The organism is Limnoglobus sp., assembly GCF_059499385.1.
On sequence record NZ_JCABYM010000113.1, the window covers coordinates 1 to 25784 of the forward strand.

19 protein-coding genes are annotated in these 25784 nt (G+C 67.6%); 10 read left to right on the forward strand and 9 right to left on the reverse strand.

Features of this window, described 5'->3' with window-relative positions:
• Window positions 1-138: 138 nt before the first annotated feature.
• Both AC5JJ2_RS20905 and AC5JJ2_RS20910 read right to left on the reverse strand, forming a co-directional pair.
• Window positions 139-3030: a hypothetical protein gene (locus AC5JJ2_RS20905; protein ID WP_495859972.1), complete on the reverse strand. Its 2892-nt coding sequence runs from the start codon at window positions 3028-3030 to the stop codon at window positions 139-141.
• 275 nt (window positions 3031-3305) lie between these two features.
• Window positions 3306-3857, reverse strand: coding sequence for a hypothetical protein (locus tag AC5JJ2_RS20910; protein WP_495859973.1), 552 nt, complete (start codon window positions 3855-3857; stop codon window positions 3306-3308).
• Window positions 3858-4069: 212 nt separating this feature from the next.
• On the opposite strand from AC5JJ2_RS20910, the gene AC5JJ2_RS20915 reads away from it, so the two are divergent.
• Window positions 4070-4381, forward strand: a complete 312-nt coding sequence (locus tag AC5JJ2_RS20915) for a ribosome-binding factor A (RefSeq protein WP_495859974.1) — start codon at window positions 4070-4072, stop codon at window positions 4379-4381.
• Window positions 4382-4417: 36 nt separating this feature from the next.
• Here the strand turns inward: AC5JJ2_RS20915 and AC5JJ2_RS20920 are convergent, their stop codons facing one another.
• Complete coding sequence (locus AC5JJ2_RS20920) at window positions 4418-5257, reverse strand: NIPSNAP family protein (RefSeq protein ID WP_495859975.1); 840 nt, start codon at window positions 5255-5257, stop codon at window positions 4418-4420.
• A gap of 113 nt (window positions 5258-5370) precedes the next feature.
• On the opposite strand from AC5JJ2_RS20920, the gene AC5JJ2_RS20925 reads away from it, so the two are divergent.
• Both AC5JJ2_RS20925 and AC5JJ2_RS20930 read left to right on the forward strand, forming a co-directional pair.
• Entirely contained in the window at window positions 5371-6108 is a 738-nt protein-coding gene (locus AC5JJ2_RS20925) for a DUF4058 family protein (RefSeq protein ID WP_495859976.1), read from the forward strand.
• A gap of 46 nt (window positions 6109-6154) precedes the next feature.
• Window positions 6155-7462 carry a 3-keto-disaccharide hydrolase gene (locus AC5JJ2_RS20930; protein WP_495859977.1) on the forward strand — a complete coding sequence of 436 codons (1308 nt, stop codon included), beginning with the start codon at window positions 6155-6157 and terminating at the stop codon, window positions 7460-7462.
• Window positions 7463-7590: 128 nt separating this feature from the next.
• Here the strand turns inward: AC5JJ2_RS20930 and AC5JJ2_RS20935 are convergent, their stop codons facing one another.
• The 5 genes from AC5JJ2_RS20935 to AC5JJ2_RS20955 all read right to left on the reverse strand — a co-directional run bounded on the left by AC5JJ2_RS20935 (window position 7591) and on the right by AC5JJ2_RS20955 (window position 12186).
• The gene (locus AC5JJ2_RS20935) at window positions 7591-9894 is read right to left on the reverse strand and encodes a YfbK domain-containing protein (protein ID WP_495859978.1); all 2304 of its coding nucleotides are present in this window, start codon (window positions 9892-9894) and stop codon (window positions 7591-7593) included.
• Between the two features lie 30 nt (window positions 9895-9924).
• Window positions 9925-10425, reverse strand: coding sequence for an RNA polymerase sigma factor (locus AC5JJ2_RS20940; protein WP_495859979.1), 501 nt, complete (start codon window positions 10423-10425; stop codon window positions 9925-9927).
• A 64-nt stretch (window positions 10426-10489) separates the two neighbouring features.
• Window positions 10490-11104, reverse strand: coding sequence for a hypothetical protein (locus AC5JJ2_RS20945; RefSeq protein ID WP_495859980.1), 615 nt, complete (start codon window positions 11102-11104; stop codon window positions 10490-10492).
• A 29-nt stretch (window positions 11105-11133) separates the two neighbouring features.
• On the reverse strand, window positions 11134-12021 hold the full coding sequence (locus AC5JJ2_RS20950) for an amidohydrolase family protein (RefSeq protein WP_495859981.1): 888 nt from the start codon (window positions 12019-12021) through the stop codon (window positions 11134-11136).
• Window positions 12022-12186, reverse strand: a complete 165-nt coding sequence (locus tag AC5JJ2_RS20955; RefSeq protein WP_495859982.1) for a hypothetical protein — start codon at window positions 12184-12186, stop codon at window positions 12022-12024. It abuts the gene before it with no gap.
• 198 nt (window positions 12187-12384) lie between these two features.
• On the opposite strand from AC5JJ2_RS20955, the gene AC5JJ2_RS20960 reads away from it, so the two are divergent.
• Window positions 12385-14820, forward strand: a complete 2436-nt coding sequence (locus AC5JJ2_RS20960) for a serine/threonine-protein kinase (RefSeq protein ID WP_495859983.1) — start codon at window positions 12385-12387, stop codon at window positions 14818-14820.
• Between the two features lie 141 nt (window positions 14821-14961).
• Complete coding sequence (locus tag AC5JJ2_RS20965) at window positions 14962-16254, forward strand: hypothetical protein (RefSeq protein WP_495859984.1); 1293 nt, start codon at window positions 14962-14964, stop codon at window positions 16252-16254.
• A gap of 59 nt (window positions 16255-16313) precedes the next feature.
• Here the strand turns inward: AC5JJ2_RS20965 and AC5JJ2_RS20970 are convergent, their stop codons facing one another.
• Window positions 16314-16418, reverse strand: coding sequence for an LPXTG cell wall anchor domain-containing protein (locus AC5JJ2_RS20970; protein WP_495859985.1), 105 nt, complete (start codon window positions 16416-16418; stop codon window positions 16314-16316).
• Between the two features lie 301 nt (window positions 16419-16719).
• Between AC5JJ2_RS20970 and AC5JJ2_RS20975 the strand changes: the two genes are divergently transcribed.
• From AC5JJ2_RS20975 to AC5JJ2_RS20995, 5 genes are all read left to right on the forward strand, one after another.
• Complete coding sequence (locus AC5JJ2_RS20975) at window positions 16720-21429, forward strand: glutamate synthase-related protein (RefSeq protein WP_495859986.1); 4710 nt, start codon at window positions 16720-16722, stop codon at window positions 21427-21429.
• 313 nt (window positions 21430-21742) lie between these two features.
• Window positions 21743-22534, forward strand: a complete 792-nt coding sequence (gene cobA, locus AC5JJ2_RS20980) for a uroporphyrinogen-III C-methyltransferase (protein WP_495859987.1) — start codon at window positions 21743-21745, stop codon at window positions 22532-22534.
• A 13-nt stretch (window positions 22535-22547) separates the two neighbouring features.
• Entirely contained in the window at window positions 22548-23828 is a 1281-nt protein-coding gene (locus AC5JJ2_RS20985) for a CmpA/NrtA family ABC transporter substrate-binding protein (protein WP_495859988.1), read from the forward strand.
• 95 nt (window positions 23829-23923) lie between these two features.
• Complete coding sequence (ntrB, locus tag AC5JJ2_RS20990) at window positions 23924-24697, forward strand: nitrate ABC transporter permease (RefSeq protein ID WP_495859989.1); 774 nt, start codon at window positions 23924-23926, stop codon at window positions 24695-24697.
• 93 nt (window positions 24698-24790) lie between these two features.
• Entirely contained in the window at window positions 24791-25639 is an 849-nt protein-coding gene (locus AC5JJ2_RS20995) for an ABC transporter ATP-binding protein (RefSeq protein ID WP_495859990.1), read from the forward strand.
• Window positions 25640-25784 lie beyond the last annotated feature (145 nt).

Consider the following 25784-nt stretch of genomic DNA (forward strand, 5'->3'; position numbering starts at 1 on the left):
GGGGGGGTGGGGGGGGGTTGTGCTTTTTTTTCGCTCCACCTCTTTGGGTGGGGGGCTCCTGTACGCGCCCCCCCGGGTGCCCCCTACCCCCCCCGCGGTGGGCCTCGAAGACTCGACCCACCCTACAAGAAGGTACGGTCAGCGCATCGGCTCAATACGAACGTCGTCGAAGTAGGCTTCGCCCAGCCCGGTCAGCGCGAACGTGACGGCCAGCTTCCCGTCGGTCCCGGCCTGGCGGTACAGGTGGTACTGCTTCCACCCGCCGCCGTACAGCCGCACGGACAGCGGCTCGCTGCCGACGTTGTCGAACACCAGCGCCCCGTCGGCCGTCGCGGACACGCCCGGCACCTTCGCCCAGAAGCTGACGCGCGCCCACGCCCCCGGCGGCAGCTCGACCGCCGGCGTGTCCACGGCCAGCGACACCCGCTCCAGCGCCTGCGGCGGCCGGTAGTCCTTCGCGTCCTTCGGCTTCTTCGGCTTCACCTCCAGCTTGAGGCAGTGCTTACCGAGTTGCGGGCCGTTGTTCGCCGGGGCCGTGGCGCGGATGCCGTCCGTGACGTTCACGATCGCCGCGACCGGCGTCACCGCGTCCAGGTGCGTCTCGCGGGCCGACCACCCCGGCAGCGACTGCACGGCCGCCCCGTCCTTCGTCGGGTTCTCGCTCAACTCGAAGTTGCCGTGCCGGAGTTGGTTCCCGCCGGGCCGCGCGGCCTGAATCTTCTTCGCCAGCTCCCAGTGCTTCGGCAGCGTGTAGAAGCTGACCGCGTAGGGGCTGGCCGTCGGCGACGACAGGCCGGCGGTCGCGTTCTTCCAGTGCTCCCGCATGACGATCCGCAGCGGGCGGAGTGCCGTCCGCGAGTCGCGGTACGCCACGTCCGGCTGGTTGTTCGCCATCGCCTTCGTCGAGCGCTCGATCGACTGCCGGGCCTGCGCGAACAGGTCGTCCGCCCCGCGGACGGCCGGCGCGACCCCTTCGAGTTGTTCGTGAACGGCCTTCACCTTCTCGTAGATTTCGCGCGACTGCTCGAGGGCCAGCTGCGCCGCCCGCTTCGCCGACCCGTTGCGGATGTTGTCCTGCCACCGCACGACCAGGCCGTCCGGCGTCAGGTCGTTGGTGAACACGACGGCGGCCGTCAGGTCGAACTTCGGGATGGTGATTTCGCTCCCGCCGGGCACGGCCCGGACGCCGCCGGTGGCCCGCAGGTTCTCGTAGGTCGCGGGCGTCAGCAGCCACGGGTCCGCGCCGTCCGGCACGAGCGGGACGGTGATCTTCAGCGAATCGACCGCCCCCTGGTCCGGGCAGTGCTGCGACCCCGGCCCGACCCAGACCGGCAGGACGACGATCCCCTTCTTGCCGCGGATGACGGCCGCCTTCACGGCCCCGTGCGACGTGTTCACCCACATCGTCTTCTCGTCGTCGGCCCCGAACAGCACCGGTTCGAGCAACTCGATTTCAGTGTTCAGCAGGTACAACTCGATCATCCGGTCGCGGCCGTTCACGCCGTCGGCGGCGAAGTCGGGCGAGAGGAACTGGTCCGTCCAGAAGCCGAGGCCGCGGTAGCCGGACGCGAGGCCGAGGTACGTGAGCAGCCGAATCTGTTCCGGCTGCGGGCCGAGCGGGAAGTCGAGCCGGTCCGGGTTCGCCCGGCCGGTGGCGGTGGTCAAATACCACTCCGGCATGTGCGTCTGCACCCACGTCCACATCAGCTTGCCCGGCGACGTGAGCGCCCGCCGTTGCAGAAGCCACTCGCGGTACTTGTCGAGTTCCAGGCTGGTGAACAGCGGCCACCGGTGCGAGCCGATCACGTCCAGGTATTCGGAGTACGCGGAGTAGCCGTCCCACAGGTCCACGCCGCGGGGCCGCCGCGGGTCGTACTCGCGGAGCGTGTCGGCGGTGCGGGCGACGGCCCGGAGCTGCTCCGTCGTCCGGCCCGCGCCGAGGTCCCAGAGCAGCACGCCGTCGCCGGACCGGAACCGGCGGAAGTGATCGACGAGGCGGTCCGCGTCGCGATTCACACTGATCGGCGTTTCCGCCCCCGGCTCGTCGCCGACGACCGGAACTTCCGCGACGACCATGAACGAGTTGTTCACCACCGCGTCATCGACGAGGGCGGCGTCCACGTTGGCCGGGAACGCGATGGTGTTGAAGTTGAAGTCGCGAAGCCCTTTGAGCGACTGCCCGGCGTGGCGGACGGCCCGCATGAAAAACGGCTTCTTGTCGATCATGATCCGCCCGGCGACGAACTCCACGGAGTACGGGTGCGCGACGCCGTTCGGCAGCGTCCCGGTCGGGGCGGCCAGCTTCTCGCCGTTCTTCGTCCGGCTGACCGGGCGGCCGATGCCCTTCAGCGGCTTCTTCGGGTCCGGCTTGCACGGGCCGACATCCAAATCGTCGATCCACACCTCGTTGACGCCCGGCCCGGCGTAGACGTTCAGCACGAGTTGGTCTATGTACGCGTCCGTCGGGTCGATCTCGCGGCCGAGTTGCGCCCGCAGGACGGGGAGTTGCTTCTTGAGCGCCTCCGCCGGCTTGCCGACGGTCAGCCGGTGCCACGACCGCACCCGCTCCTCCGGGTAGCTGTCGCCGACGATGAGCGTGGTCAGCGGGGCTTCCGGCGTCCGCGGGTCGCGCTCCTTCGGCAGCACCACGCGGGCGCGGAGCTGGATGCCGGCGCGGAACGACTTCACCCACACGCTGGCGGACGGGTCCTCGCCGCCGACGGCCTGCACCGGGCAGGCCGGGGTGTCGTAGGCGTAGTGGACGAACTCGGCGTCGGCCTTCCCGCCCGCGGGCTGGGCCTCGACCTTCAGGTACTCGGACGACGGGGCGTTGAAGTACGAGTTCGAGACGATGCGGTGGTCCTTCTCCTCGACCTTCAGGTTCGTGTCGGCGACGGCCCACGCCGGCTCCCGGCTGGCGAACCCGTCCCGGTGGACGTGGCCCCGCGGCCCCTCGGGTGACTGCGCCACGACGACGGCCGCGCAGGTGACGACGGCGAGGCCGACCCAGAGGGAGTACCGTTCGTGCATCGAGATGCGCTCCGCGCGGGCGAATTCCCGGACCGAGGGCTATACCCGATGCTGGCAAAGTGGGGAAGGCGAAGTAGGTGGAAGTGGAAAAGGCATTCACCACAGAGACACTGAGGGCACAGAGGAAAGACGAGAAGAGAAATCCGATTCAAAAGACCAGAGAAAAAAACCGAGAGATGAGAGAACGCAAGGATTCTCTTGTTCTCTGGTTTTGAACTCGGTTCTTGTATTCTCGTCTTGACTCTGTGTCCTCTGTGACTCTGTGGTGAATGCCCTTATTCCTGGGACCCGCCCAGACGACCGCCGAAGTTCTCGCCGCCGGCGCGACCCTGCTCCTTCTGCTGCTTGTACACGGCCAGGTCGCGGCGCATCTGCGAGTTGTGCTCCTCCCGCATCTCGCGATAAATCTTCAGCCAGTACCGGCGGGACGCCAGCGCGTCCACGACCGCCAGCCCGATCACGAAGAACGTCAGCAGCGCGACCCCGGCCCAGATGCCGTAATAGGTCCGCATCAGGTCCTTCTCTTCATCCGTCAACTGCCGCTTCTCGCCGTCGGCGTCGGTCGGCTTCTTCTGGCCGAGTTCGTCGATCCGCGCGGTCATGCCAGACAGGTACGCCCCGGCGAACAGCCCGCCGATGACGACGAGCAGCACGCCGACGAGTAGCCGGCGGCGGTGGCGGCCCCGCAGGTAGGCGTACTCGTCGCTCGGCACGAGCTTGCGGTCGCGGAGCTTCTTCATCTCCCGGACCTGCTGCCAGCCGGAGCCGACGCCGAGAGCGACGAGCGCCCCGGCAATCAACAGCGCGACCACCATTTGCGCGTTCAACGGGTCGTCCTCGGACGGGCGGCGAGAAAGGACGTGATACCCTCATCGTCGGGATTCGCCGCGGTCTGTCAAGAATTCCGAACCCGTGCGGCCTCTCCGATGTCCTTCGCTCGTCTCGCACATGCCGGAAGGGAGGTGGGCCATGTCCCCGATTGTTGCCAAAAATCGTGGCGTCGCGTGCAAGCCCCGTTCCCTTTCGAGTGTACCTCCCGATGAGACGAACGCGAACCGACGCACACGGCCGCAAGACCCTCCAGTTGTGCGAGCAGGTGAAGCGAGCGGTCCACGAGATTCTGGCGGACTGTGCCGATGACGTGGTGCGGAATCTGATGGTCGTGTCGGTCGTGCCGGCCCCGAACACGGGCCGGTTGAAAATCGCAGTCGCCGTCCCCCTGACGGCAGACGCGACGGACCGGGCGACGGTCGAAACGCACCTGCAACGGGCGTCCGGGTTCATCCGAACCCAGGTGGCGGCGGCGATCAGCCGACGAAACGTGCCGGAGTTGGTGTGGACGGTGGAATGAGACGGGGGCACTCGCGCGGCGAGTGCCCCACTTGTTTTACTTCGTCGGCGAGTAGTCGGTCGCCTTCAGGAACAGCGACTTCACGCCGTCCTTCACGGTCAGCGACCCGCCCGCCTTCTCTTCGGAGGCCGTTCGCGCCTTCACCCAGTCCGGGTCCATCCGGAAGGAATCGAACGACTTCTTCGCCGCGTCCTTCGAGGCGTGCGACAGCAGGTACACGAGCGTCACGTCCTTCGCGGCGGCCTTGCCGTCGCACTCGCACTTGTCGCCGTCCACGGCCGTACACGCCTTCAGCACCTTCTCGCACGTCGCCTTCTCGCCGGCCGCGAGGTTCCAGTACGCCACGTTCGTCATGCCGTGCTTCTCGAACAGCTTGATCGTGTGGTCGCGGAACCGGGCGTTGATCGCGTCCAGCCCCTTCGCCGGGGTGATGTACGTCCGCAGCTCGAACACCCGCTCGCCGTCCTTCTTCTCGGCCTTGATCGGCGGGCTGTAGTCGGTCGCATTCATGAAGAAGTAGTCGATCCTCGCGACGATCTTCCCGTCCTTCTCGGACTCCTTCGCGGCCTTCTGCCAGTCCGGGTCGGCGGCGAACTCCTTGAACGACTTGTTCCGGGCGTCCATGTCCTTGTGCGCGATGACGTAGATCAGCCGCTCGTCCGGGTTGTCGATGGGAACCCAGTAGCCGATGTTGGTGATGCCGTGCTTCTCGAAGAGCTTGACGGTGTGGTCGCGGAACCGGGCATTCACGTTGTCGAGCTTGCCTTTCGCGGCGTAATAGACGCGGAGTTCGAACAAGCGGTTCTCCTTTTCGGCGGCCGCGGCCGGTCCGACCGCGGCGAGGGCGAGGGTGAGGGCGAACACGAAGCGCAGCATCGCAGACCTCCGGGAGTGGTGGGGTGGTGTTCTAGGAAGGAATCGGTCCCGCTCAACCGCGTCTCGCGTCCGACCGAGCCGGGTGGTAAAGTAACGGCGTTCGAGGGGACGCCATGCCGATTCACGACTGGACGCGGGTGCGGGCGGGCCGATTCCACCACTTCCACCAGCGGTGGATCGGGGCGATCGGCGACGCGCTCAACGCCGGCCGCCTGCCCGCCGGGTACATCGCGCTGACGGAGCAAATCACCGGCGGCCCGGAACCCGACGTCATCGCGCTGAAGTTGCCGGACCAACCGACCGCGCCGAACGGCGTCGGACTGCGCGTGGCGGAGAACCCGCCGCAGGTCCGGTTCCGCACCGAGTCCGAGGCGTCCGGGTACGCCCGGCGGGCGGACCGGGTCGCGATCCGGCACGCCGACGGCGACCTCGTCGCCGTCATTGAGATCGTCTCGCCGGGGAACAAGGACACCCGCCACGCGGTTCGAGCGTTCACGCGGAAGGCCGTGGAGTTCCTGCGGAACGGCGTCCACCTGCTCGTCGTGGACCTGTTCCCGCCGAACCGCCGGAACCCGCAGGGGTTCCACAAGGCCGTCTGGGACCACGTCCGGGAGGAGGACTTCCAGTTGCCGCCGGACAAGCCGCTGACGCTGGCGGCGTACTCGACCGGGGCGCGGATCGCGGGATACGTCGAACCGGTGGCCGTCGGCGACCCGTTGCCGAACATGCCGCTGTTCCTGACGCCCGACGATTACATCCCGTGCCCGCTGGAAGAAACGTACACGACCGCCTGGGCCGTCTTCCCGGCCGCGCTGAAGGGTATTTTGGAAGCGAACGACCCGCCGGGTTGATACACTCTTCACACCGCCGGTCCCTCTTCTCTCATTCCGAGCGATTATGTTCACCCGATCCCTCCTCGTGACGTTGGTGTCCGCGTCCATCGCATCATCCGCCGAGCCGCCCAAAGGGTTCGCCGCCCTCTTCAACGGTAAGGACACGGCCGGCTGGATTCCCTGGGCGATCCACGAGAAGGGAGCGACGCCCGCCGACGGCGTCACCGCGAGTCTCACCACCCGCGCCGCGGCCTGGGCGGAAGAGGCGAAGAAGCACTGGTCCGTCGAGAACGGCGAACTCGTCAACGACGGCCAGGGGGCGTACCTCGCCACGGCCGCGGACTACGGCGACATCGAGCTACTCATCGAGTACAAGACCGTAGCCGGGGCCGACTCCGGCATCTACCTCCGCGGCACGCCGCAAGTGCAAATCTGGGACTGGAACCAGAAGTTCGACCCGAAGAACCCGACCCGCAAGCCGCACCTCGGGTCCGGCGGGCTGTTCAACAACACGCCGGGGGCCGACGGCCGGGACCCGCTCGTCGTCGCGGACAGGCCGTTCGGCGAATGGAACAAGTTCCGCATCGTGCAGGTCGGCGAGCGGACGTGGGTGTGGCTGAACGACAAGCGGGTCGTGGACGGCGCGCGGATGGAGAACTACTGGGACAAGGAGCGGCAGCGGCCGCTGCCGCGGAAGGGGCCGATCCTCCTCCAAACGCACGGCGGCGAGATCCGCTGGCGCAATCTGTTCGTCCGTAGCATCGCCGGGCCGGAAGCAACCGAGTGGCTGACGAAGCAGACGGCCGACTTTGCGAGCGTCTTCAACGGCACGGACTTCGACGGGTGGGCCGGGCAACTGGAAAACTACGAGGTCACGGACGGGACCATCGTGTGCAAGCCGAAGAAGGGCGGCGTCATCTTCACGAAGGAGCAGTACGCCGACTTCGTCGTCACCCTCGAATACAAGGTTCCGCCCGCGGGGAACAACGGCCTCGCGATCCGCTACCCCGGCAAGGGCCGGGCGTCCGCGGACGCGATGTGCGAGGTCCAGGTGCTGGACGACGACGACCCGAAGTACGCGAAGCTGGACGCCCGACAATTCAACGGCTCCGCCTACGGCCTCGCGGCCCCGTACCGCGGCTACGGCCGTCCGGCCGGGGAGTGGAACTTCGAGCGGGTGACGGTCAAAGGTTCGGTCCTGGAAGTGGAACTGAACGGCACGCGGATTCTCAACGCCGACTTCGCGAAGATCGTTGAGTCGAAGAACAACGAGCCGCGGCCGGGCAAGAACCGCACGAGCGGGCACTTCGGCTTCTGCGGCCACAACGACCCGGTGGCGTTCCGCAACGTGAAGATCAAAAAGCTAAATTGAGAAGAATTTTTCACCGCGGAGGGCGCAGAGGGCGCGGAGAAAAACCAAGAGAGTTTAGAAATCATTCTTTGAAATCTTTTCTTGGTTTTTCTCCACGCCCTCTGCGCCCTCCGCGGTGAAATCGGTTTTCACTTCTGCCCGGTGAGCGCCTTCGCCTTCTTCACCAGTTGCAGGAACTCGGCCCGGTACGCGCCGGGGTCGTGCGTCATCGACGACATCGCCAGCTCCTCGACCAGGGCGTAGCTCGCCTGCCCCTTGTACGGCGACTGCTTCAGCAGCATCCCGAAGGCCGCCACCGCGGACGCGAACTGGAAGTCCTCGCTCGCCTTGTCGTAAGACTTGGCCACGTCGCCGACCGGGATTTCGCGGAGGGTGCTCGTGTCCGCGTCCGGCAGCTTGTGCCGCAGCTTCACCACGAACGCCTCGGTCGCCGTCTTCGCGTTCACCTCCGCCTTCGGCTTCTCCGGGGCCGGGGTCGCCGGCTGGTAGCGCAGGCCGTCCACCTTCGGGGCCTCCGTCGCCGCGACGCCGACCGGGACGAGTTCGTACAGCGCCGTGACGACGTGCCCGGCCCCCATCTCGCCGGCGTCTTTCTTGTCGTCGTGGAAGTCCTTCGCCGCCAGCTTCCGCTTCTCGTACCCGAGCAGCCGGTAGGACGCGACCTTCGCCGGGTTGAACTCGATCTGAATCTTCACGTCCTTCGCGACGGTGACGAGCGTGCCGGAAATCTGCTCGACGAGCGCTTTCTTCGCCTCGGCGATGGTGTCGATGTACCCGTAGTTGCCGTTCCCCTTGCCCGCGAGCTGGACCATCATCTCGTCCCGCAGGTTGCCCATGCCGAACCCGAAGACGCTGAGGAACACGCCGGTCTTCTTCTTCTCCTCGATCAGCTTGACGAGCGCGTCCGTGCCGGTCGTGCCGACGTTCCAGTCGCCGTCCGTGCAGAGGATGACGCGGTTCGTCCCCTTCTCGATGAAGTTCCGCACGGCCACGTCGTAGGCGAGCTGGATGCCGCTGGCCCCGTTCGTCGAGCCGCCGGCGGACAGGTTGTCGATCGCCTTCAGGATGTCGTTCTTCTTGCTGGCGTTCGTCGAGTCGAGCACGAGGCCACTGGCCCCGGCGTACACGACCATCGCGACGCGGTCGTTCTCGCCGAGTTGTTCGGTCAGCAGCTTCATCGACGCCTTGACGAGCGGCAGCTTGTTCGGCTCGTCCATCGAGCCGGACACGTCCACGAGGAACACGAGGTTGCTCGGCGGCCGCTTCGCGTTGTCGATGGCCTTCGCCTTGAGCGCGATCCGGGCGAGCCGGTGCTTCGACGCCCACGGGCAGTCGGCCATCTCGACCCGCACGGTGAACGGGTCGTTCCCCTCCGGCGGGGCGTCGCGGTACGGGAAGTAGTTGACCATCTCCTCGATCCGCACCGCGTCCGGGTGGGGGATGGCGTTGCGACTGAGGTAGTTCCGCACGATGGCGTAGCTGGCCGTGTCCACGTCCACGCCGAACGTGGAGAGGGCGTTCAGCCCCTCGACGCGGGTGAACGGGTTCTCGATCAACTGGCGGTATGCGTTGCCGGACGGGCGCGAGGGTGCGGTGTCGCCGAAGGGGTCGTTTGGCGAAAGCTGCTTACGGCCGGGTTCGCTAATTGCTAACGGCCCGCCCCTCGATTCGAGTTCTGCTTCGCCTTTTACAGACGGAAGCGGGGCGGGCGGGCGGGCCGGGGCTTTGGCATAAAAATCCTTCGCCGGCTTGTTCTCTCCTGGAGCGGCGGGCTTCGCTTCGTAGTACCTCGTGGTGTCATCGGCCGCAGGATCGGTTGCGGTCGCTGAACCTGGCGTGGCACCGGTAGGGTTCGAGGGCGGAAGGTAGCCGGGTTGCGCAGGACTACCGCCGCCTTGGAAGCCGCCTCCTCCAAGCCCGCGCCGCTTAAATGATTCTCTCTTGTCAGCCGGGACCGCAGTCACTGCGGCGAGTTCATCCATGGTTGTTGCTGAAGGTGCTCCCAATGCGAGTTCCAAGCCCTCTGCTAATGGAGCCGTTTCTTCGTTGAATGTGTTGCTCATCTCTGGGGCGTTTTTCGCCGCCGTTTCCCTCTCTGTCCGCGATTCCCTAGGCGCGAATTGTTGGTTCGCGAAGACCGCGAGCATCACCACGGCGGCGAGGGACGCGAGCGTGATCGCCCACCGGTTGACCGCCCGCGGCTTCGCCAGCGACGCGGCCACGGCCGGGGCGACCGACGCGGCCGCCGGCTGCTCCTCGGCCGCGAGGCTTTTCGTCAGCAGGTGGCCGAGCTGCCGCGTCTGTTCGAGCAGTTGCCGGGCGGCCGCGTCGTCGCGGAGGCGGGTTTCGATCTCGGCCCGCTCCGCGTCCGTCAGCGACGGGTCGTTCAGGGCGTAGGCGGTCAGCTTGAGTTCAAAGTCGTCGGGGGTCATGGGAGTCATCCAGTCGTGTGTGAAGTGTGTTCAGGTCAGGTGCGGCAGCGACTGCCGGAGCGTCTTGAGGGCGGTGTGTAGCAGCACGCCGACGTGGGACTCGGTCAGCCCCATCACCTCGGCGATCTCGCGGTACGAGAACTGGTTGTGGAACCGCAGCCGCACCGCCTCGGTCTGCTCGGCCGGCAGTTGCGCCAGCCGCGCCAGCACCACGCGGGCGGTGTCGGTCGTTTCGGCCGTCTGGGTCGGGTCCGGGCCGCGGGCCGGGGCGTCGGCCGCGGGGTCGAGGGTGGCGATCATCCGGTGGTCCTTTCGCAGGATGTCGATGACCTTCCGCCGGCACACCGCGAACAGCCACGGGGCCAGCCGGGGTTCGAGTTCCAATCGCGATTGCTGACAGAGTTGGAGGAACGCCTCCTGGACCACGTCGCGGCCGCGGTCGGCGTCCGGCAGCATCCGCCGGACGTAGGCGAGCAACGGCCGCTCGAACCGCGTAACGGCCGCGAGGATCCAATCGCGATCCGGTGTCATGGCCCCTCCGTCTGAGAGGGTCAACGGACGGGCGGCCGGTTCATTAATGAGAAATGCGGAATCGTTACGCCGCGATCGCGGCCGGGACGCGGGTGATGAGGTCGAGGACGCCGAACAGTCGCGGGAGGTCGGTCAGTTGAAACTCGCGGTCATCCAGGATCACGACGTTCCCCTGGAGCTGGAGGAATTTCCAGACCGAACCGGTGGAAACGACTCCCGAGATCGGGAAGATCGGCTGCTTCGCTTTCTCGTTGGCGACCGTTGCCGCGTACATGGTCGCGATGCACTGACCCAAGCCGGTCGGCAGCAGGTCGTTCTTCGCTTCCACCACCGCGGCGAACGGCGCGGAAACGTAATACTGGCTCAACCCCCACGTGAGCAGGAAGTCGAAATATCCGTTCAGCCCGCGGTCGGGGTCAACCTTCCACTCGGTCCCGGAGAACAACTTGAACCTCTTATTCGTCATACGTCGTAGCTCGAACAGGACGGGCGCGATGACGAACTCGGACTTGGCCTTCTCCGTACTGATGGCCTGGGCCAGATCGAACCCCTCGCGGATGGATTCCATGAAATCCTGGCGCACGGCCAGGGCCGGGGGGTTCGGGAACAGGTCGCCGTCGCGAATGGCCAGGCCGAGTTGCTCGCCCACTTCCGGGAATGTAAAGTCGCGGAACGCCATGTCGATCCCTCCACACTTCTCTCAATGTATCACTTCACCTTGAACAGCCGCTGGGCGTTCTCGCGGAAGAACTGCTCGCGATAATCGGCCGGCACGATCCCGCTGACGAACTCGCGGTAGCCCGGCATCGGCACGAGCGGCCAGTCGCTGCCGTACAGGAACCGGTTCGGCCGGCCGGCGTACCGGATCGCTTTCCGGACGCGGTCGATCACGTCCGCCAGGTCGTCCTGCGCCGCCTCGCCGGTGAAGTCCTCGGCCTCGCCGACGATCAGCCCGGACAGGTCGGCCCACACGTTCACGTTCTTGTAGATGACCTCGGCCGCGTCGATCGTCCACGGGTTGCCGAGGTGCGCCATCACGAACCGGACGTGCGGGTGATCGACGGCCACTTCATCGACGTTCAGCGGGTGGGCGTACTTCAGCTTCGCGTAAGGGGAATACGTGTCGCCGGTGTGGAACACGACCGGGATGTCGTGCTTCTCCGCGAGTTCGTAGTACCGCCGGTACGTCGGGTGGGCCGGGTCGAAGTGTAGGTAGCCGAGGTAGCCCTTGAGCGCGACGACGCGGCCGGTGGCGAGCGCGGCGTTCACCCGCTGGAAGTGGTCGTGGTCCGCCTTGTCCTTCGTCGGGTCCATCACGCCGATGGCGGACAGGCCGGGGACCTTCGCGGCGATTTCGAGGGTGCGGGCGACGCCGAGTGGGTCGTCGGTCGTGATCCGCCACTCGCCCATCGCGAAGGCGTGGGTGATCCTGGCGTTCCGCATTTCCTGTCGAAGGAGGGACGCGATTTGATCCGGCGGGGACCGGAGGACCGGCGCCAGGCTGCCCGCGCCGGGAATCTGGGGCGGCACGACGTGGATGTGCGCGTCGATCATGCCCCAATCGTAGTCGCGAACGACCCGCCGGGGAACGACCATTTACCGGTACATCGACTGCACCCAACTGCCGAGGTAGTGCAAGAGACTGGTACAAATCACCAGCAGGAAGATCGCCACCCACGCCTGGAACGCGATCCGGTAGGCCGGGGAGTGCTCGCCGCCGGGGTACTGCGGCACGTCGTCGGGAATCGCTTCGCTGTCCATGACGGTCACCCTGAAAGATTCGGCCCCGTCAGTTTACATCGGCCGTTACGGAATGAAACGTCGCCGAATCGCCGGCCGTTGGCCGGCCCCGCCGGGGGATTCCCGGCACGGCCGTTTTTCGCGAACAAATCCGGCGAATCAGAAGTACAATCTGTGGGACCGCGGTCCGGGACGACCGATGGGAAATCGCCCCCTCCAATGGCCTGCCCGCGAATGGACCCGTTCACGCCGCAGAATTTAGTTCAGGCCATCCGCGAGAGCGGCCTCTACCCGCCGGACAAGCTCGCGGCCCTCGATTCACTCACCCCCGAAATCATCGCCGACCTGCCGAAGCTCGCCGAACAACTGTTCGCGGCGAAGCTCGTCACCCCTTACCAGGCCCGCAAGGTCCGCCTGAACCGCCTGTCCGAAATCCTGTTCGGCCAGTACCTCGTCCTCGACAAGATCGGCGAGGGCGGCATGGGCAAGGTGTACAAGGCCGCCCAGGTCCGCACCGGGCGGCTCGTCGCGCTCAAGGTCGTGCGGGCGCAACTCATGTCGAACAAGACGGTCGTGTCCCGGTACAAGCGGGAGGCGGCCGCGTCCGCCACCCTCAACCACCCGAACATCGTCACCCTGCTCGACGCCGACGAGGCCCAGGGCCGGTACTTCCTGGCGATGGAGTTCGTCTACGGGTCCGACCTGTCGCGGATGGTCAAGGAGTTCGGCCCCCTGCCCTCCACAGAGGCGTGCGAGTACGTCCGCCAGGCGGCCCTCGGCCTCCAGCACGCCCACGACCATAACTTGATTCACCGGGACATCAAGCCGTCGAACATCCTCGTCAGCGGCGAGCGGGCCGCCCCGGACACCGGCGGGGTGGCGACGGTGCGGCTGCTCGACATGGGCCTCGTCCGGTCGCTCGTCGAGGACGACGACGCGTCGAAGACGGAACTCACCCGCGACGGCACGGTCGTCGGCACGCCGGACTACATGTCCCCGGAGCAGGCGAAGAACTCCAGCGGGGTGGACCACCGAGCGGACGTCTACAGCCTCGGCTGCACGCTCTTCTACCTGCTGACCGGGAAGCCGCCGTTCCCGGACGGGTCGCCGATCGACAAGCTGCTCCGCCACCAACTCGACCCGCCGCCGGACGTTCGCAAGCAACGGCCGGACGTGCCGTTCGAGGTCGTGAACCTGGTCAACAAAATGCTGGCGAAGCGGCCCGAGGACCGCGTCCAGACGGCCGCGGAGGTGGCGCGGATCGCCGCCCAGTACACGGCCGCCGGGCTGGCGAGCGCCCAGGACATCGTGTTCACGATGCCGGACGCCCCGCCGCCGGTCGTCCCGGTCGGGGACACGGTGGCGACGCCGGCCGTGAAGGTGATGGAAGCCGAGGTCGTGACCCGCAAGTCGGCCCCGGTCCCGAAGCCGGCGGCGCTCCTGAAGAAGCCGGTGAAGCTCGTCCCGCGGGAGGCGGACAGCAACGACTCGTTCCCGCACGTCGGGTCGCGGCGGGGCCGGGACGCGGACTCGGACAGCCTGCCGGGGACCGGGGACGAGACGCGGCCCCGGAGCAAGGACACGGAAGCGGCCGCCGCGGCGAAGAAGCGGCAGGCGAAGGCCCGGCTGGCAAACAAGAGGCGGAAGAAACCGACGAACTGGGTCCCGCTCGTCGCCGCCGCGGCCGGGGCCACCGTCCTGGCCGTCGTCGCGCTCGTGTTCCTGCTCAAGCCGGACCCGAAGCCGACGGAGGCGAAGCCGGACCCGAACAAGAACGCGCCGCCGCCGGTCGCGGCCCGGCCGCCGCTACCGCCGGCGTGGCTGCACGTCCCGGAGGGGGCGACGGCCCTCGCCGTGGCCCACCCGGACGCCTACTGGCCGGCCGCCCGCGACTCCATCCCGGCCCAGTCCCGGTACGTCAAGGCGATGAACGAGCTGGCCGCGAAGTACCAGTTCGACCTCCGGGCCGGCGAGCGGTTCACGTTCGCGTACACCGGCGGGCCGAACCACGGGTTCGCGGCCACGATCGAGGGGGCGTTCCTGACCCCGGACTGGTTCCGGCAGGTCGCGAAAACGCCGGGGGCAAAGGCCCAGGTGCTCGACGGGCAAATGTTCTTCACGTTCCCGTCCCCGCGGGACCGGGCGATCCGCGGGTGCGGCAGCGCGGCCCGCGGGTACACGATCACCAACGAGGAACACCTCGCACACGAGTTATCCCGGCGGAACCCGGCGAAGACGCCGGCCCTGGCCGACGGGCTGCTCCGGGCGATCCCGGACGCGGCCGACCCGACCCGGCCGACGGTCACGTTCGCGGCCACCGGCAAGTGGCAGCTGCCGGACGGCCCGACGCTCTCCGAGTTGGGGGCGGAGTTGGTCATCATCAACGCCCGGCTGGTGGGCGACCGGTTCGACGTGGACGTGGAGGTCAGCGGCACGAGCAAGGAGCGGGTCCAGGAGTTCGTGAACGTCTCGCTGTGGGGGTTCGTGAACAAGCGGCACGTCGGGGTGAAGCCGTACCTGAAGGCGATCTTCGAGAACACGGCGAACGACGGCTGGGACAAGGTCGGGGGCCTCGACCGGCTGACGAAGACGGAACCGGCCGCGTGGACGATCGAGCAGGTCCACCAGTGGTTGGAGCGGCTGCTGCCGGAGTGACGGGCTGACGAACAACCAAGGTCGGGCCGACCCTGGGACCGCGGGCGTCCCGCCCGCCCACGTTGCCATCTCGGGGACCCGTCTCACGCGGCTGGGGCCGTGGCGGGCGGGACGCCCGCGGTCCCAGGTCAGGTCCTTGTGATGCCCCGATTGTTTCTCTTCATCTCCCTCGCCCTCGTCGGCTGTTCGAGCAGTTCCCCACCGCCGCCCGCCGCCCCATCGCCCTCGCCGAAGGCCGAGGAGCCGCCCCCGCGCCGTCCGGCCCCTGCGGCCGAGCGGCCGCCGGAACCGAGGAACGTCGTCTTCACCGCCGCCCCGGCCGACGCCGACCGCGTGCCGCCGGTGCGGCCGGTCGAGCTGCCGGCCGTCGCGAACGCTACCGCCGTCTGGGGCGGGACCGGCCGCGACCACCGCGGCCGCGTCTACTTCGGCGTCTCCACCGAGGGCGCGGGCGTGCTCTCCGCGCACCTCGTCGAGTACGACCCGGCGACGGGGAACACCATCGACCGCGGCGGGGCGGTCGAGAACCTGACGCGGTTCGGCCTCGCGAAGCCGGGCGAGAGCCAGAACAAGATTCACACGAAAATCTGGCAGGCGGCCGACGGCTACCTCTACTTCGCGACGATGGACGAGGGCGGGGAGAAGGACGACGGGTCGAAGCCGCAGACGTTCGACTCGCACCTGTGGCGGGTGAAGCCGGCCGGCGGCGAGTGGGAGCACCTCGCGGCCGTGCGGGAGGCCGTCGTCGCGGCCGCACTCGGCGGGCGGTACGTCTACTTCCTCGGCTACTTCGGCCACGTCCTCCACCAGTGGGACACGGAACGCGGCACGCTCGCCAACTCCGTCCGCGTCGGGTCCGTCGGCGGGCACACGACACGGAACATCTTCGCCGATACTCGTGGACATGTGTTCGTCCCGCGGGTGACGGCGGCGAAGGTCGAACTCGTCGAGTTCGACGAACGGCTGCAAGAAGTCGCCGCGTTCCCGCTGGCCGGCTACACCACGACGCCGGACTCGAGTTCGCACGGCCTCGTCGGCGTCACGCAGCTGGCCGACGACGGGTTCGCGTTCGTCACCGACCGCGGCCGGTTGTACCGGCTCACGCCGCGGGTGACCGGCAGCGCGCTCGTCGATCTCGGCAACCTCCACCCGGCCGGCGAGTGTTACTGCGCGACGCTGTTCACGTTCGACGGGGAGTCGAGCGTCGTCGGGATCGGCCACCGGCCGGGCGGCGGGCGGGAGTACGAGTGGGTTCGATTCGACCTGCGGACGCGCCGCTCGACGGCGGCGAAGGTGGCCGTGCCCGTCCCGGCCGGGGCGACCGACGTGTTGGTCTACGGCAGCCAGACGCGGGACGACGACGGGGCGTTGTACGTCGCCGGCCGGTACGTCACGGCCGGCAGCCGGCCGGCGGCGTGGCGGGTCGGGCCGTAAACGCCAACGACCCACGGTCCTCGTGGGTCGTCACGGCGGGCGGTGTGCGGGGACGAGGCTCAGTCGTCGTTCTTCTTCTTTTGCATGATAACGAGCAGGATCACGAGGCCGACGAGCAACGCGCCCATGATGCCCATGAAGCCCCAGCTATTCATGAAGTCCATGTTCGATCCTTTCGCAGAAGAATGGAGACGGGGGACGGTTTCCCTTGATGAAGGGTAAACGGATACGAACCCACGACCGGCCGGGGGGCACGCGCCGCCGGGCACGCCGGTACGCTTCGCACGTGTTGTACCGCCCCGATTTCGGCCGTGCAAGTAGCTTCCCCGATTTTTTGCAGAACCCCACCGGCCCCGCGCCCCTCCCGTTCCCCGCGAACCTCCGCGCCCTAGTCAACCTCACTATCGGTGGTAACATAGTGTGGTTGTCTCCCGTTCCTCTCATCCCCCAACTAAGAGAAGAAGGATGAACCCTGGCCTCGAACTCGTGCGCTCCGGACAGCTCCTGTACACCGACGAGGTGGGCCGCGACGCCTGCGGCATCGGCGGCGTCGCCGCCAAGGACGGGAAACCGAACGCCGAGGTCGTCCAGAAGGCCATGCTCGCGCTGAAGGCGCTGGAGCACCGGGGCGGCGTCTGCGGGGCGGCCGGGGACGGGGCCGGGCTGACGCTGCAAATCCCGCAGCCGTTCTTCCTCGAAGAAGCCAAGCGGCTCGGCTTCGCCGACGCCCGCGCTCTGCGGCCGACGGACCGGCTCGCCGTCGGCGTATTCTTCATTCATGAACGGGAAGCGCCGGCCATCGAGCGGGCGCGTACCATCGTCCGCCAGACGCTGACCGGCGGCCCGGTGAAGCTGCTCGGCCTGCGGCCCGTCCCGACGAACGACGGCATCCTCCCGCCGACCGCCCGAGACACCCGGCCGGGCGCGATCGAGCAGTGGCTGTTCAAGGTCGAGGGCGACCCGGTCGCGGCCGAGAAGTACCTGTACCGCCAGCGGCTCGCCCTCCGCGAGCAGTTCAAGAAGGCCGGGCTGGACGTGTACGTCCCGTCCCTCTCGACGAAGCTCGTCAGCTACAAGGGCCTGCTCACCAGCCCGCACCTGTGCGACTACTACCCGGACCTGATCGCCCCCGGCTTCGAGGCCGGGATCGCCATCTTCCACCGCCGGTACAGCACGAACACGTTCCCGAACTGGAAGCTCGCGCAGCCGTTCCGGTTCACGTGCCACAACGGCGAGATCAACACGATCCGCACGAACCGCAACGCCGTGCAGGCGTTCTCCCGCGGCCTCACGCCCCCGCCGCCCGGCGGCGACATCTGCACGCCGAAGATGAGCGACTCCGCCAGCCTCGACGAGTGGCTGGAGTACCTACTGCTCGAACAGAACTGGAGCCTCTTGCGCGCGATGCGCCTCTCCGTCCCGCCGGTGTGGGACACAGAAGCGGACGTGTGGGGGCCGGAGGCGTTCCAACTGTTCACGTACTGCCGCCGGACGATGGGCAGCCTCGCCGCGTGGGACGGCCCGGCCGGCATCCTCGGCACGGACGGCCGGTACATGGTCGGCCTCGTGGACCGCATGGGCCTCCGCCCCGTCCGCTGGTGCGCCGACAAGCGGGGCTGGCTGTACATCGGGTCGGAGACCGGCGTGTTCGGCCTCGACAACACGACGATCGTGGCGAGCGGCCAGCTCCAGCCGGGCGAGATCATCGCCATCGACACGGAGACCGGCACGCGGCTCGACAGCAAGCAGATCATGAACCGCGTTGTCGAGGAGGCGAAGGCCGAACTCGGCAACATCCACGAGCTGAACCAGCGGCAGGTCGTCATCACGGAAGGGTTCGACTTCAGCCGTCAGGTGGAAGACGTGGTCGGCGCGATGTTAAAGGAACAGAACTGGACGCTGGAAAACCTGCTCCAGGCGTGCGGCTGGGACTTCGACCGCGCGGTGTTCGTCAAGGACATGGCGAAGCTGAAAAAGGAGCCGCTGTCGAGCATGGGCCACGACCGCGTGCTGACGATCTTCAGCCAGCACCACCCGACGTTGTTTAAGTACTGCCAGCAGACGTTCGCGGAGGTGACGAACCCGCCGATCGACCCGTACCGCGAGGGCGGGGCGATGTCGCTGGCGACGTATCTCGGCAAGGCGTACCCGACCCGCGGGGCCGCCCAGGACGACACGCTGCCGGTGAAGCAGATGGAACTCTCGTCGCCGGTCATCAGCGACGCGGTCATCGAGGAGATCAAGCAGAACGAACTGCTCGGGTTCAAGTTGCTCGACTCGACGTTCCCGCTCCAGGGCGGCGCGGAAGCTTTGCGGAGCGCGCTGCACAAGCTGCGGAGCGACGCCGAGAAGGCCGTCCACGAAGGCTACCACGTCCTGTGCATCAGCGACAAGGAAGCGGTGAAGCGGGGCATCGACCCGATCCCATCGCTGCTCGCGCTCGGGGCGGTCCACAGCTACCTGTGCCAGCAGGGGCTGAGGGACAAGTGCTCGCTCGTCGTCCAGGCCGGGGACATCCAGGAAGGGCACGACATCTGTGTGCTCGTCGCGTTCGGCGCGGACGCGGTCCACCCGTACCTGATGCTGCGGCTGGTGAAGGACGGCATCACGTACAAGCACCCGGAGAGCAAGCAGGACATCTCCATCCCGGCCCGCGAGGCGCTCGAGAACCTGTTCGAGGCGCTCGAGGACACGATCAAGAAGGTTATCTCCAAAATGGGGATCACGACCATCGAGGGCTACCGCGGCGCGATGCTGTTCGAGGCCGTCGGGTTCGGGCCGGAGCTGATGGAGTTCTTCGGCGACTTCCCCAGCCGCGTCGGCGGGCTGACGCTCGCGGACCTGGTGGACGACGTGAAGTGGCGGGTCGAGCGGGCCGAGGAGATGGCCGCGAAGAACACGCCGATGGGCCGGAACAAGGACTACCACGCGTTCAACGCGAAGGTGCGGATGGCCCTGCGGAACGCCGTCATCGAGGCCCACCCGGAGCCGGACGGCGGCGGGGGCGAGGTCGCCTACACCACGCCCCCGGCCGTGAAGGACGACACGCTCGAACTGAAGGTGAACGCGAAGTTCAAGAAGTTCACGGAGATGGTGAACACCCGCGTGCCGACGGTCCTCCGCGACCTGTTCATCATCAAGTCCGGCACGGCCGTCGAGAAGGACAAGGTCCAACCGGCCATCGACCTGATCGTGAACCACTTCCGCGGGGCGGCGATGAGCCACGGGGCGCTCACCGGGGCGTCGCACATGACGATCGCGGCGGCGCTCAACGAACTCGGCGGGTTCAGCAACTCCGGCGAGGGCGGCGAGTCCCGCTTCCGCAACGACATCCCGCCGCGGGCGTGGGGGTCGTACTGGGAGAAGGTCCGGCAGCAGCGGGTCGCGCACCCGGACGTTTACACACTCGGCGGCGACCTGAACAAGAGCCGGTTCCGCAGCCGCATCCGGCAGGTCGCGTCCGGCCGGTTCGGGGTGGACGCCGAGTACCTCATCAACGCCGAGGAGTTGCAGATCAAGATGGCCCAGGGGGCGAAGCCCGGCGAGGGCGGCCAGCTCATGGGCAAGAAGGTGACGAGCGAGATCGCCGAGATTCGGTTCGCGAAGCCGGGCACGGACCTGATCTCCCCGCCGCCGCACCACGACATCTATTCCATCGAAGACCTGGCGCAGCTGATCTACGACCTGAAGGCCGTGAAGCCGGGGATGCCGGTGTCGGTGAAGTTAGTCGCGGTCGAGAACATCGGCACGATAGCCGTCGGCGTGGCGAAGGCCGGGGCGGACGTGATCGAGATCGACGGCATCGACGGCGGGACCGGGGCGGCGATGGTGTCGTCGAAGGAGCACGCCGGACTGCCGAGCGAGATGGGGCTGTGCGAGGCGCACCAGGCGCTGGTCGTCAACGGCATCCGCACGAGCGTCAAGCTCCGCGTCGGCGGCGGCATCAAGAACGGCTGGGACGTGATCAAGTACGCCCTCCTCGGGGCCGACCAGTTCGTCTTCGGCCAGGGCCTCATGGTGTCCGTCGGGTGCATCGTGTGCAAGTCGTGCCATATCCCGAACTGCCCGACCGGGATCACCGGGTCGCCCGAAATCTTCAAGGGCCACCCGGAGCACACGAAGGCGTACATGCACGCCGTCGCGGAGGAGGTCCGCTGCCTGCTCGCCGAGATGGGGTTCACGCACGTCGGCCAGCTCACCGGCCGGTCGGACCTGCTGGAGCGCCGCCCGGACTTGAAGGGCCGCCCGGCCCGGGTGGACGTGTCGAAGTTCCTGCGGCCGGACATGGCGCTCGACAAGCTGGCGCAGAAGTTCCCGCAGATCACCGGCACGGTCGGCGTCTGCGAGCCGCCCGGCCCGTCGTTGAACGAGAAGCTCGCGACCGCCCTGCACGACGCCATCGACCTCGCGCAGGACGCGACGCTGACGTTCAAGATCAAGAACAGCGATCGGTCGGTCGGCGCGACGATCGCCGGCACGATCGCCAGCCTGTACGGCCGGGAGGGGATGCCGAACGGCCGCAAGATTCGGGTGAAGTTCGACGGCGAGGCCGGGCAGAGCTTCGGGGCGTGGTGCCTCGACGGGCTAGACCTGGAACTCCGCGGGTTCTGCCAGGACGGGCTGGCGAAGGGCATCGCCGGCGGGACGGTCGTGGTGACGCTCGACTACAAGGCGTCCGACTACGGCGGCGAGATCATGAGCGTCGCCGGGAACAACGTGGCGTTCGGCGCGACCGGCGGGCAGGTGTTCATCGGCGGCCGCGCCGGCCACCGGCTCGGCATCCGTAACAGCGGCGCGACGATCGTGGCCGAGGCGGCCGGGAAGTACGCCTGCGAGTACATGACCCGCGGCCGGGTCGTCATCCTCGGCCCGATCGAGAACGAGGTCGGCAGCGGCATGACCGGCGGCGAGCTGTTCGTCTTCGACCCGAAGAACGAACTGGCCGCGAAGCTGCACAGCAGCAGCGTGGCGGTCGTGAACTGCAAGCACTCGGACTACGAGTGGATGCACCCGCTGGTGCGGCAATACTACGACCGGACCGGCAGCCGGCAGGCGAAGAAGATTCTGGACCGGTGGGCGGACATCCGCCGCGAGCACCGGCTGAAGAAGGTCGTCCCGTTGGCCGTGGCCCGTGCGATGGAGGACTTCCGCGCCGTCGGTACGGCCGCGGGGTAAGCCTTTCCAAACCGTCCGATTCGACCGGTCGCGGGACGGGTTCCCACCGCGACCGGTTCTCGTTTCTAGCCCCAGAACTGCTGCCGCGATTCCTTGCACGGCCCGCCCGATCCGGTTGCATCCCGCCCAAACCGGTCGAGATTCGTGACCCGGATTCCCCGGCCGCGAACGATTGAAATGCCTTGAAAAACAAGCGTTCCACATAATCCGCCAATCGTGTCCGATTATTGGCCCGCAGCGTGCTTTTATCCTCCCCGTCGGCCGGGTTCTCGAACCCGACCGGCCCTCCCCCGTTGACCAGGATTTGCCTTCGATGCCTTCGCGTTCTGCCATTCCCGGAACCGTTTACCTCGTCGGGGCCGGTCCCGGCTCGCCGGACCTCATCACCGTCCGCGGCTTGCGCCTCCTGCAAACGGCTGACGTGGTCGCCCACGACGCCCTAATCCACCCGGACCTGCTGGCGGAAATCCCCGAAACGGCCGAGGTCGTGTACGTCGGTAAGCGGGGGTTCTGCGTCGGCTCCACCAAGCAAGAAACCATCAACGACCTGCTCGTCCGCCACGCGAAGGACGGGAAGGCCGTCGTTCGGCTGAAGTGCGGCGACCCGTGCGTGTTCGGCCGCGGCGGCGAGGAGGCCGAGTTCCTCGCCGAGAACGGCGTCCGGTTCGAGATCGTGCCGGGCGTGACGACCGCCCTCGGCGCGTGCGCCGCCGCCAACATCCCGCTCACGCACCGCGACGCCGGGCAGTCGGTCGCCCTCGTGACCGGCCACTTCGACCCGGACTCGCCGGACTGCAAGCTCGACTGGGCCGGGCTGGCCCGGATGAGCAACCTCGCGATCTACATGGGCCTCCGCCACCTGGACCGGATCGCTGTGAAGCTGATCGAGGCCGGCATGGACCCGCAGACGCCGGCGGCCGTCATCGAGAAGGCGACGCACGCCGACATGCGGACCGTGGACGGCGAGCTGGCCACCATCGCCGCCCTGAGCGAAGCCGAGAGCGTCGCGGCCCCGGCCGTCGTCGTCGTCGGCGAGGCCGTGCGGTTCCGGCACGTCCTGAACGACCTGACCGAACGCGCGGACGAGTTCCGCGACGAATACTAAGGAGCCATTCCCCATGCCGAAGCGTTCGCTGCCGACCCGCCGCGGGTTCCTCAAGGGGGCCGCCGCGCTCGCCGGGGCCGGCCTCGTGGGGTGCGGGGACGGGTCGAGCGGGTCGTCCGCCCCGGCCGAGGGGATGATCGGCAAGCTCGACATCGGCATCATCGCCCTGACCGACTGCTCGCCGTTCGTCGTCGCCCACGAGAAGGGGTTCTTCCAGAAGCACGGGGTCGAGTCGAACATCGTCAAACAGGCGAACTGGAAGGCCGTGCAGGACGCGCTCGCCACGGGTGCCATCCAGATGACGCACATGCTCATCGGGATGCCGATCGCCAGCACGATGGGGCTGCTCGGGTCGCAGAAGATTCCGATGGTCATCCCCTGGATGGCGAACCGCAACGGGCAGGCGATCTCGCTGAAGGCCGACTTCAAGGGGAAGGTCGGGGCCGACCCGAAGCCGCTGAAGCCGTTCGTGGACGCGGCGAAGGCGGCCGGCAAGCCGCTGACGTTCGCGATGACGTTCCCGCCCGGCACGCACGCCATGTGGATCCGCTACTGGCTCGCGGCCGGCGGCGTCAACCCCGGCGACCCGAAGGGCGAGAGCGCGGACGTGAAGCTCATCACCATCCCGCCGCCGCAGATGGTCGAGAACATGAAGCGGGGCGAGATGGACGGGTTCTGCGTCGGCGAGCCGTGGAACGCCCGGACCGTCAGCGAGGGGATCGGGTACACGGCCATCACCACGCAAGAGATTTGGAAGGACCACCCGGAGAAGGTCGCGGCGTTCAAGGCCGACTTCGCCGACCAGAACCCGAAGCTCGTAAAGGCGGCGCTGAAGGCCCTGCACGAGGCGAGCGTCTGGCTGGACGAGGAGAAGAACAAGGAGGAGCAGGCGAAGATCGTTTCCGCGACCGGGTACATCAACTGCAAGCCGGACCTCATCCTCGGCCGGATGAAGGGCGAGTACGACTACGGCGACGGGCGGAAGGTCGAGAAGGACCCGCACGCGATGATGTTCAGCCAGCGGAACTGCAACTACCCGCAGCCGGCCTACTGCAAGTGGTGGCTGACGCAGCTCCGCCGCTGGGGGTTCACCGACGGCGCGCCGGATTACGAGGGCGTGACGAAGCAGGTCATGCGGCCGGACCTCTACGAGGAGGCGATGAAGGAACTCGGCGTCAAGTACGGCGGCCCGGACGACACCCCGCAGAAGCTGTTCGACGGCGTGACGTTCGACCCGAAGGGCGACCTGGAGAAGTACGCCAAGGGGTTCGCCGTCCACTCCCTCAAGGGCTAACACCGGCGAGCCGAGCGGCGTAAGCCGCCGGGCGAGTGCGAGTAACCGGTGGCTTACGCCGCTCGGCTCGCCAACCAAACTTGAGATTCCGCGACATGAAGAAGCTCTTCCCGTTCGACTGGCTGGTGCTGCCGCTCGCGGGCGTCGGCGTGACCGTGCTGCTCTGGTGGGGCCTCAGCAAGACCCTCACCCCGGAGCTGCCGACCCCCGCCGCCACGTGGGAGGAGTGCAAGGTCTACGTCCTCGAGCCGTTCGCGAAGCGGAGCGAGCTGGACCAAGGTATCCTCCGGTTCACCTGGTACTCGCTCGTCCGCGTGGCGAAGGGGTTCGGCCTCGCGATCCTCGTCGGCGTGCCGGTCGGGTTCCTCCTCGGCCTGTCGGCGTGGTTCTACAAGACGTTCGACCTGCTCATCCAAATCCTCCGGCCGGTGTCTCCGCTCGCGTGGTTCCCGCTCGGCGTCGTCCTGTTCGGGCAGTTGGAGAAGGCCGCGCTGTTCACCATCTTCGTCTGCTCGATGTGGCCGACGGTGCTGAACACGGCCGTCGGCGTCCGGGCGATCCCGCAGGACTACCTGAACGTCGCGAAGGTGTTGAAGTTGTCGTGGGGCCAGACGCTCTGGAAGGTGATGCTCCCGGCCGTGCTGCCGTACATGTTCACCGGGTTCCGCCTGAGCCTCGGCATCGCGTGGCTGGTGATCGTGGCCGCCGAGATGCTCACCGGGAAGGCCGGGATCGGGGCCTACCTGTTCCAGGAGTACAACGCCGGCAAGTACGCCCCGATCATCTTCTGCATCATCGTCATCGGCCTCGTCGGGTTCATCCTCGACCGCCTCATGAACGTGGTGGAACGCCGGTTCAAGACCATCTGACCGTGGAACCCGGAGCGGAAGCGATGGGGTGAGTGACCAACACCCCGTCCGCTCCGGGTTCCAGAAGAACGCCTCCCCTGGTGGAAGTTTGTCATGAGCTACCTCGAACTCCGCGGCGTGTCGAAAGGGTTCAAGTCCGCGGGCGGCGGCCGCAGTGAAGTCCTCGCCGACGTGAACCTGTCGATGGAGCGGGGCGAGTTCGTCGCGATCGTCGGGTTCTCCGGGGCCGGCAAGTCCACGCTCATGAACCTCATCGCCGGGCTGACGACGCCCGACCGCGGGACCGTAACGCTGGAAGGCGAGGCGATCACCGGCCCCGGCCCGGACCGGATGCTCGTGTTCCAGAACTACTCGCTGCTCCCGTGGCTGACGGCGTTCGAGAACGTGAAGCTCGCCGTCGATCAGGTCTTCCCGCAGTGGGAGCAAAGCTGGCGGAAGAAGCACACCGAGGACTACCTGAAGATGGTGAACCTCGGCCACGCGATGGACCGCAAGCCGGCGCAGCTCTCCGGCGGGATGCGGCAGCGCGTCTCGGTGGCGCGGGCGCTGGCGTGCGAGCCGCGGATTCTGCTCCTCGACGAACCGTTCGGGGCACTGGATGCCTTGACCCGCGGCAGCCTGCAGGACGAGTTGGTGAAGATTCGCGAGAAGGACGACCGCACGGTGCTGATGATTACGAACGACGTGGACGAGGGCATCCTCGTCGCGGACCGGATCATCCCGCTGACGGCCGGTCCGCGGGCGACCCTCGGGCCGAGCATCGCGGTGGACATCGAGCGGCCGCGGGACCGCAAGGCGATCAACCACTGCCCGAGCTTCAAGAAGCTCCGCAAGACGGTGAACGACTTCCTCCTCGGCAGCGCGACCGAGAAGCGGACCCCGACGAAAGTTCCGGCCCTAGCCCCGGCGTTCGCCGGCACTCCGGTGGGGGTGAGCGCGTGACAAGCAATTGCTGCCTCGGCTTCGGTCTTTGGTTTTATTCCCTCCCCCCTTGGGGGGGAGGGCTAGGGAGGGGGGTAGACTTCCCTCCCGCGGTGAGGATCGCGTCGGAGGGAGGAAGCTCGGGGGGCGCCCCCCCCCCCCCCCC

Bases quoted from the DNA above. Each gene is read 5' to 3' on its own strand.
- AC5JJ2_RS20905 (WP_495859972.1), bottom strand. From the start codon at position 3,030: ATGCACGAACGGTACTCCCTCTGGGTCGGCCTCGCCGTCGTCACCTGC.
- AC5JJ2_RS20915 (WP_495859974.1), top strand. From the start codon at position 4,070: ATGAGACGAACGCGAACCGACGCACACGGCCGCAAGACCCTCCAGTTG.
- AC5JJ2_RS20920 (WP_495859975.1), bottom strand. From the start codon at position 5,257: ATGCTGCGCTTCGTGTTCGCCCTCACCCTCGCCCTCGCCGCGGTCGGA.
- AC5JJ2_RS20925 (WP_495859976.1), top strand. From the start codon at position 5,371: ATGCCGATTCACGACTGGACGCGGGTGCGGGCGGGCCGATTCCACCAC.
- AC5JJ2_RS20930 (WP_495859977.1), top strand. From the start codon at position 6,155: ATGTTCACCCGATCCCTCCTCGTGACGTTGGTGTCCGCGTCCATCGCA.
- AC5JJ2_RS20935 (WP_495859978.1), bottom strand. From the start codon at position 9,894: ATGACCCCCGACGACTTTGAACTCAAGCTGACCGCCTACGCCCTGAAC.
- AC5JJ2_RS20940 (WP_495859979.1), bottom strand. From the start codon at position 10,425: ATGACACCGGATCGCGATTGGATCCTCGCGGCCGTTACGCGGTTCGAG.
- AC5JJ2_RS20945 (WP_495859980.1), bottom strand. From the start codon at position 11,104: ATGGCGTTCCGCGACTTTACATTCCCGGAAGTGGGCGAGCAACTCGGC.
- AC5JJ2_RS20950 (WP_495859981.1), bottom strand. From the start codon at position 12,021: ATGGTCGTTCCCCGGCGGGTCGTTCGCGACTACGATTGGGGCATGATC.
- AC5JJ2_RS20955 (WP_495859982.1), bottom strand. From the start codon at position 12,186: ATGGACAGCGAAGCGATTCCCGACGACGTGCCGCAGTACCCCGGCGGC.
- AC5JJ2_RS20960 (WP_495859983.1), top strand. From the start codon at position 12,385: ATGGCCTGCCCGCGAATGGACCCGTTCACGCCGCAGAATTTAGTTCAG.
- AC5JJ2_RS20965 (WP_495859984.1), top strand. From the start codon at position 14,962: ATGCCCCGATTGTTTCTCTTCATCTCCCTCGCCCTCGTCGGCTGTTCG.
- AC5JJ2_RS20970 (WP_495859985.1), bottom strand. From the start codon at position 16,418: ATGGACTTCATGAATAGCTGGGGCTTCATGGGCATCATGGGCGCGTTG.
- AC5JJ2_RS20975 (WP_495859986.1), top strand. From the start codon at position 16,720: ATGAACCCTGGCCTCGAACTCGTGCGCTCCGGACAGCTCCTGTACACC.
- cobA (WP_495859987.1), top strand. From the start codon at position 21,743: ATGCCTTCGCGTTCTGCCATTCCCGGAACCGTTTACCTCGTCGGGGCC.
- AC5JJ2_RS20985 (WP_495859988.1), top strand. From the start codon at position 22,548: ATGCCGAAGCGTTCGCTGCCGACCCGCCGCGGGTTCCTCAAGGGGGCC.
- ntrB (WP_495859989.1), top strand. From the start codon at position 23,924: ATGAAGAAGCTCTTCCCGTTCGACTGGCTGGTGCTGCCGCTCGCGGGC.
- AC5JJ2_RS20995 (WP_495859990.1), top strand. From the start codon at position 24,791: ATGAGCTACCTCGAACTCCGCGGCGTGTCGAAAGGGTTCAAGTCCGCG.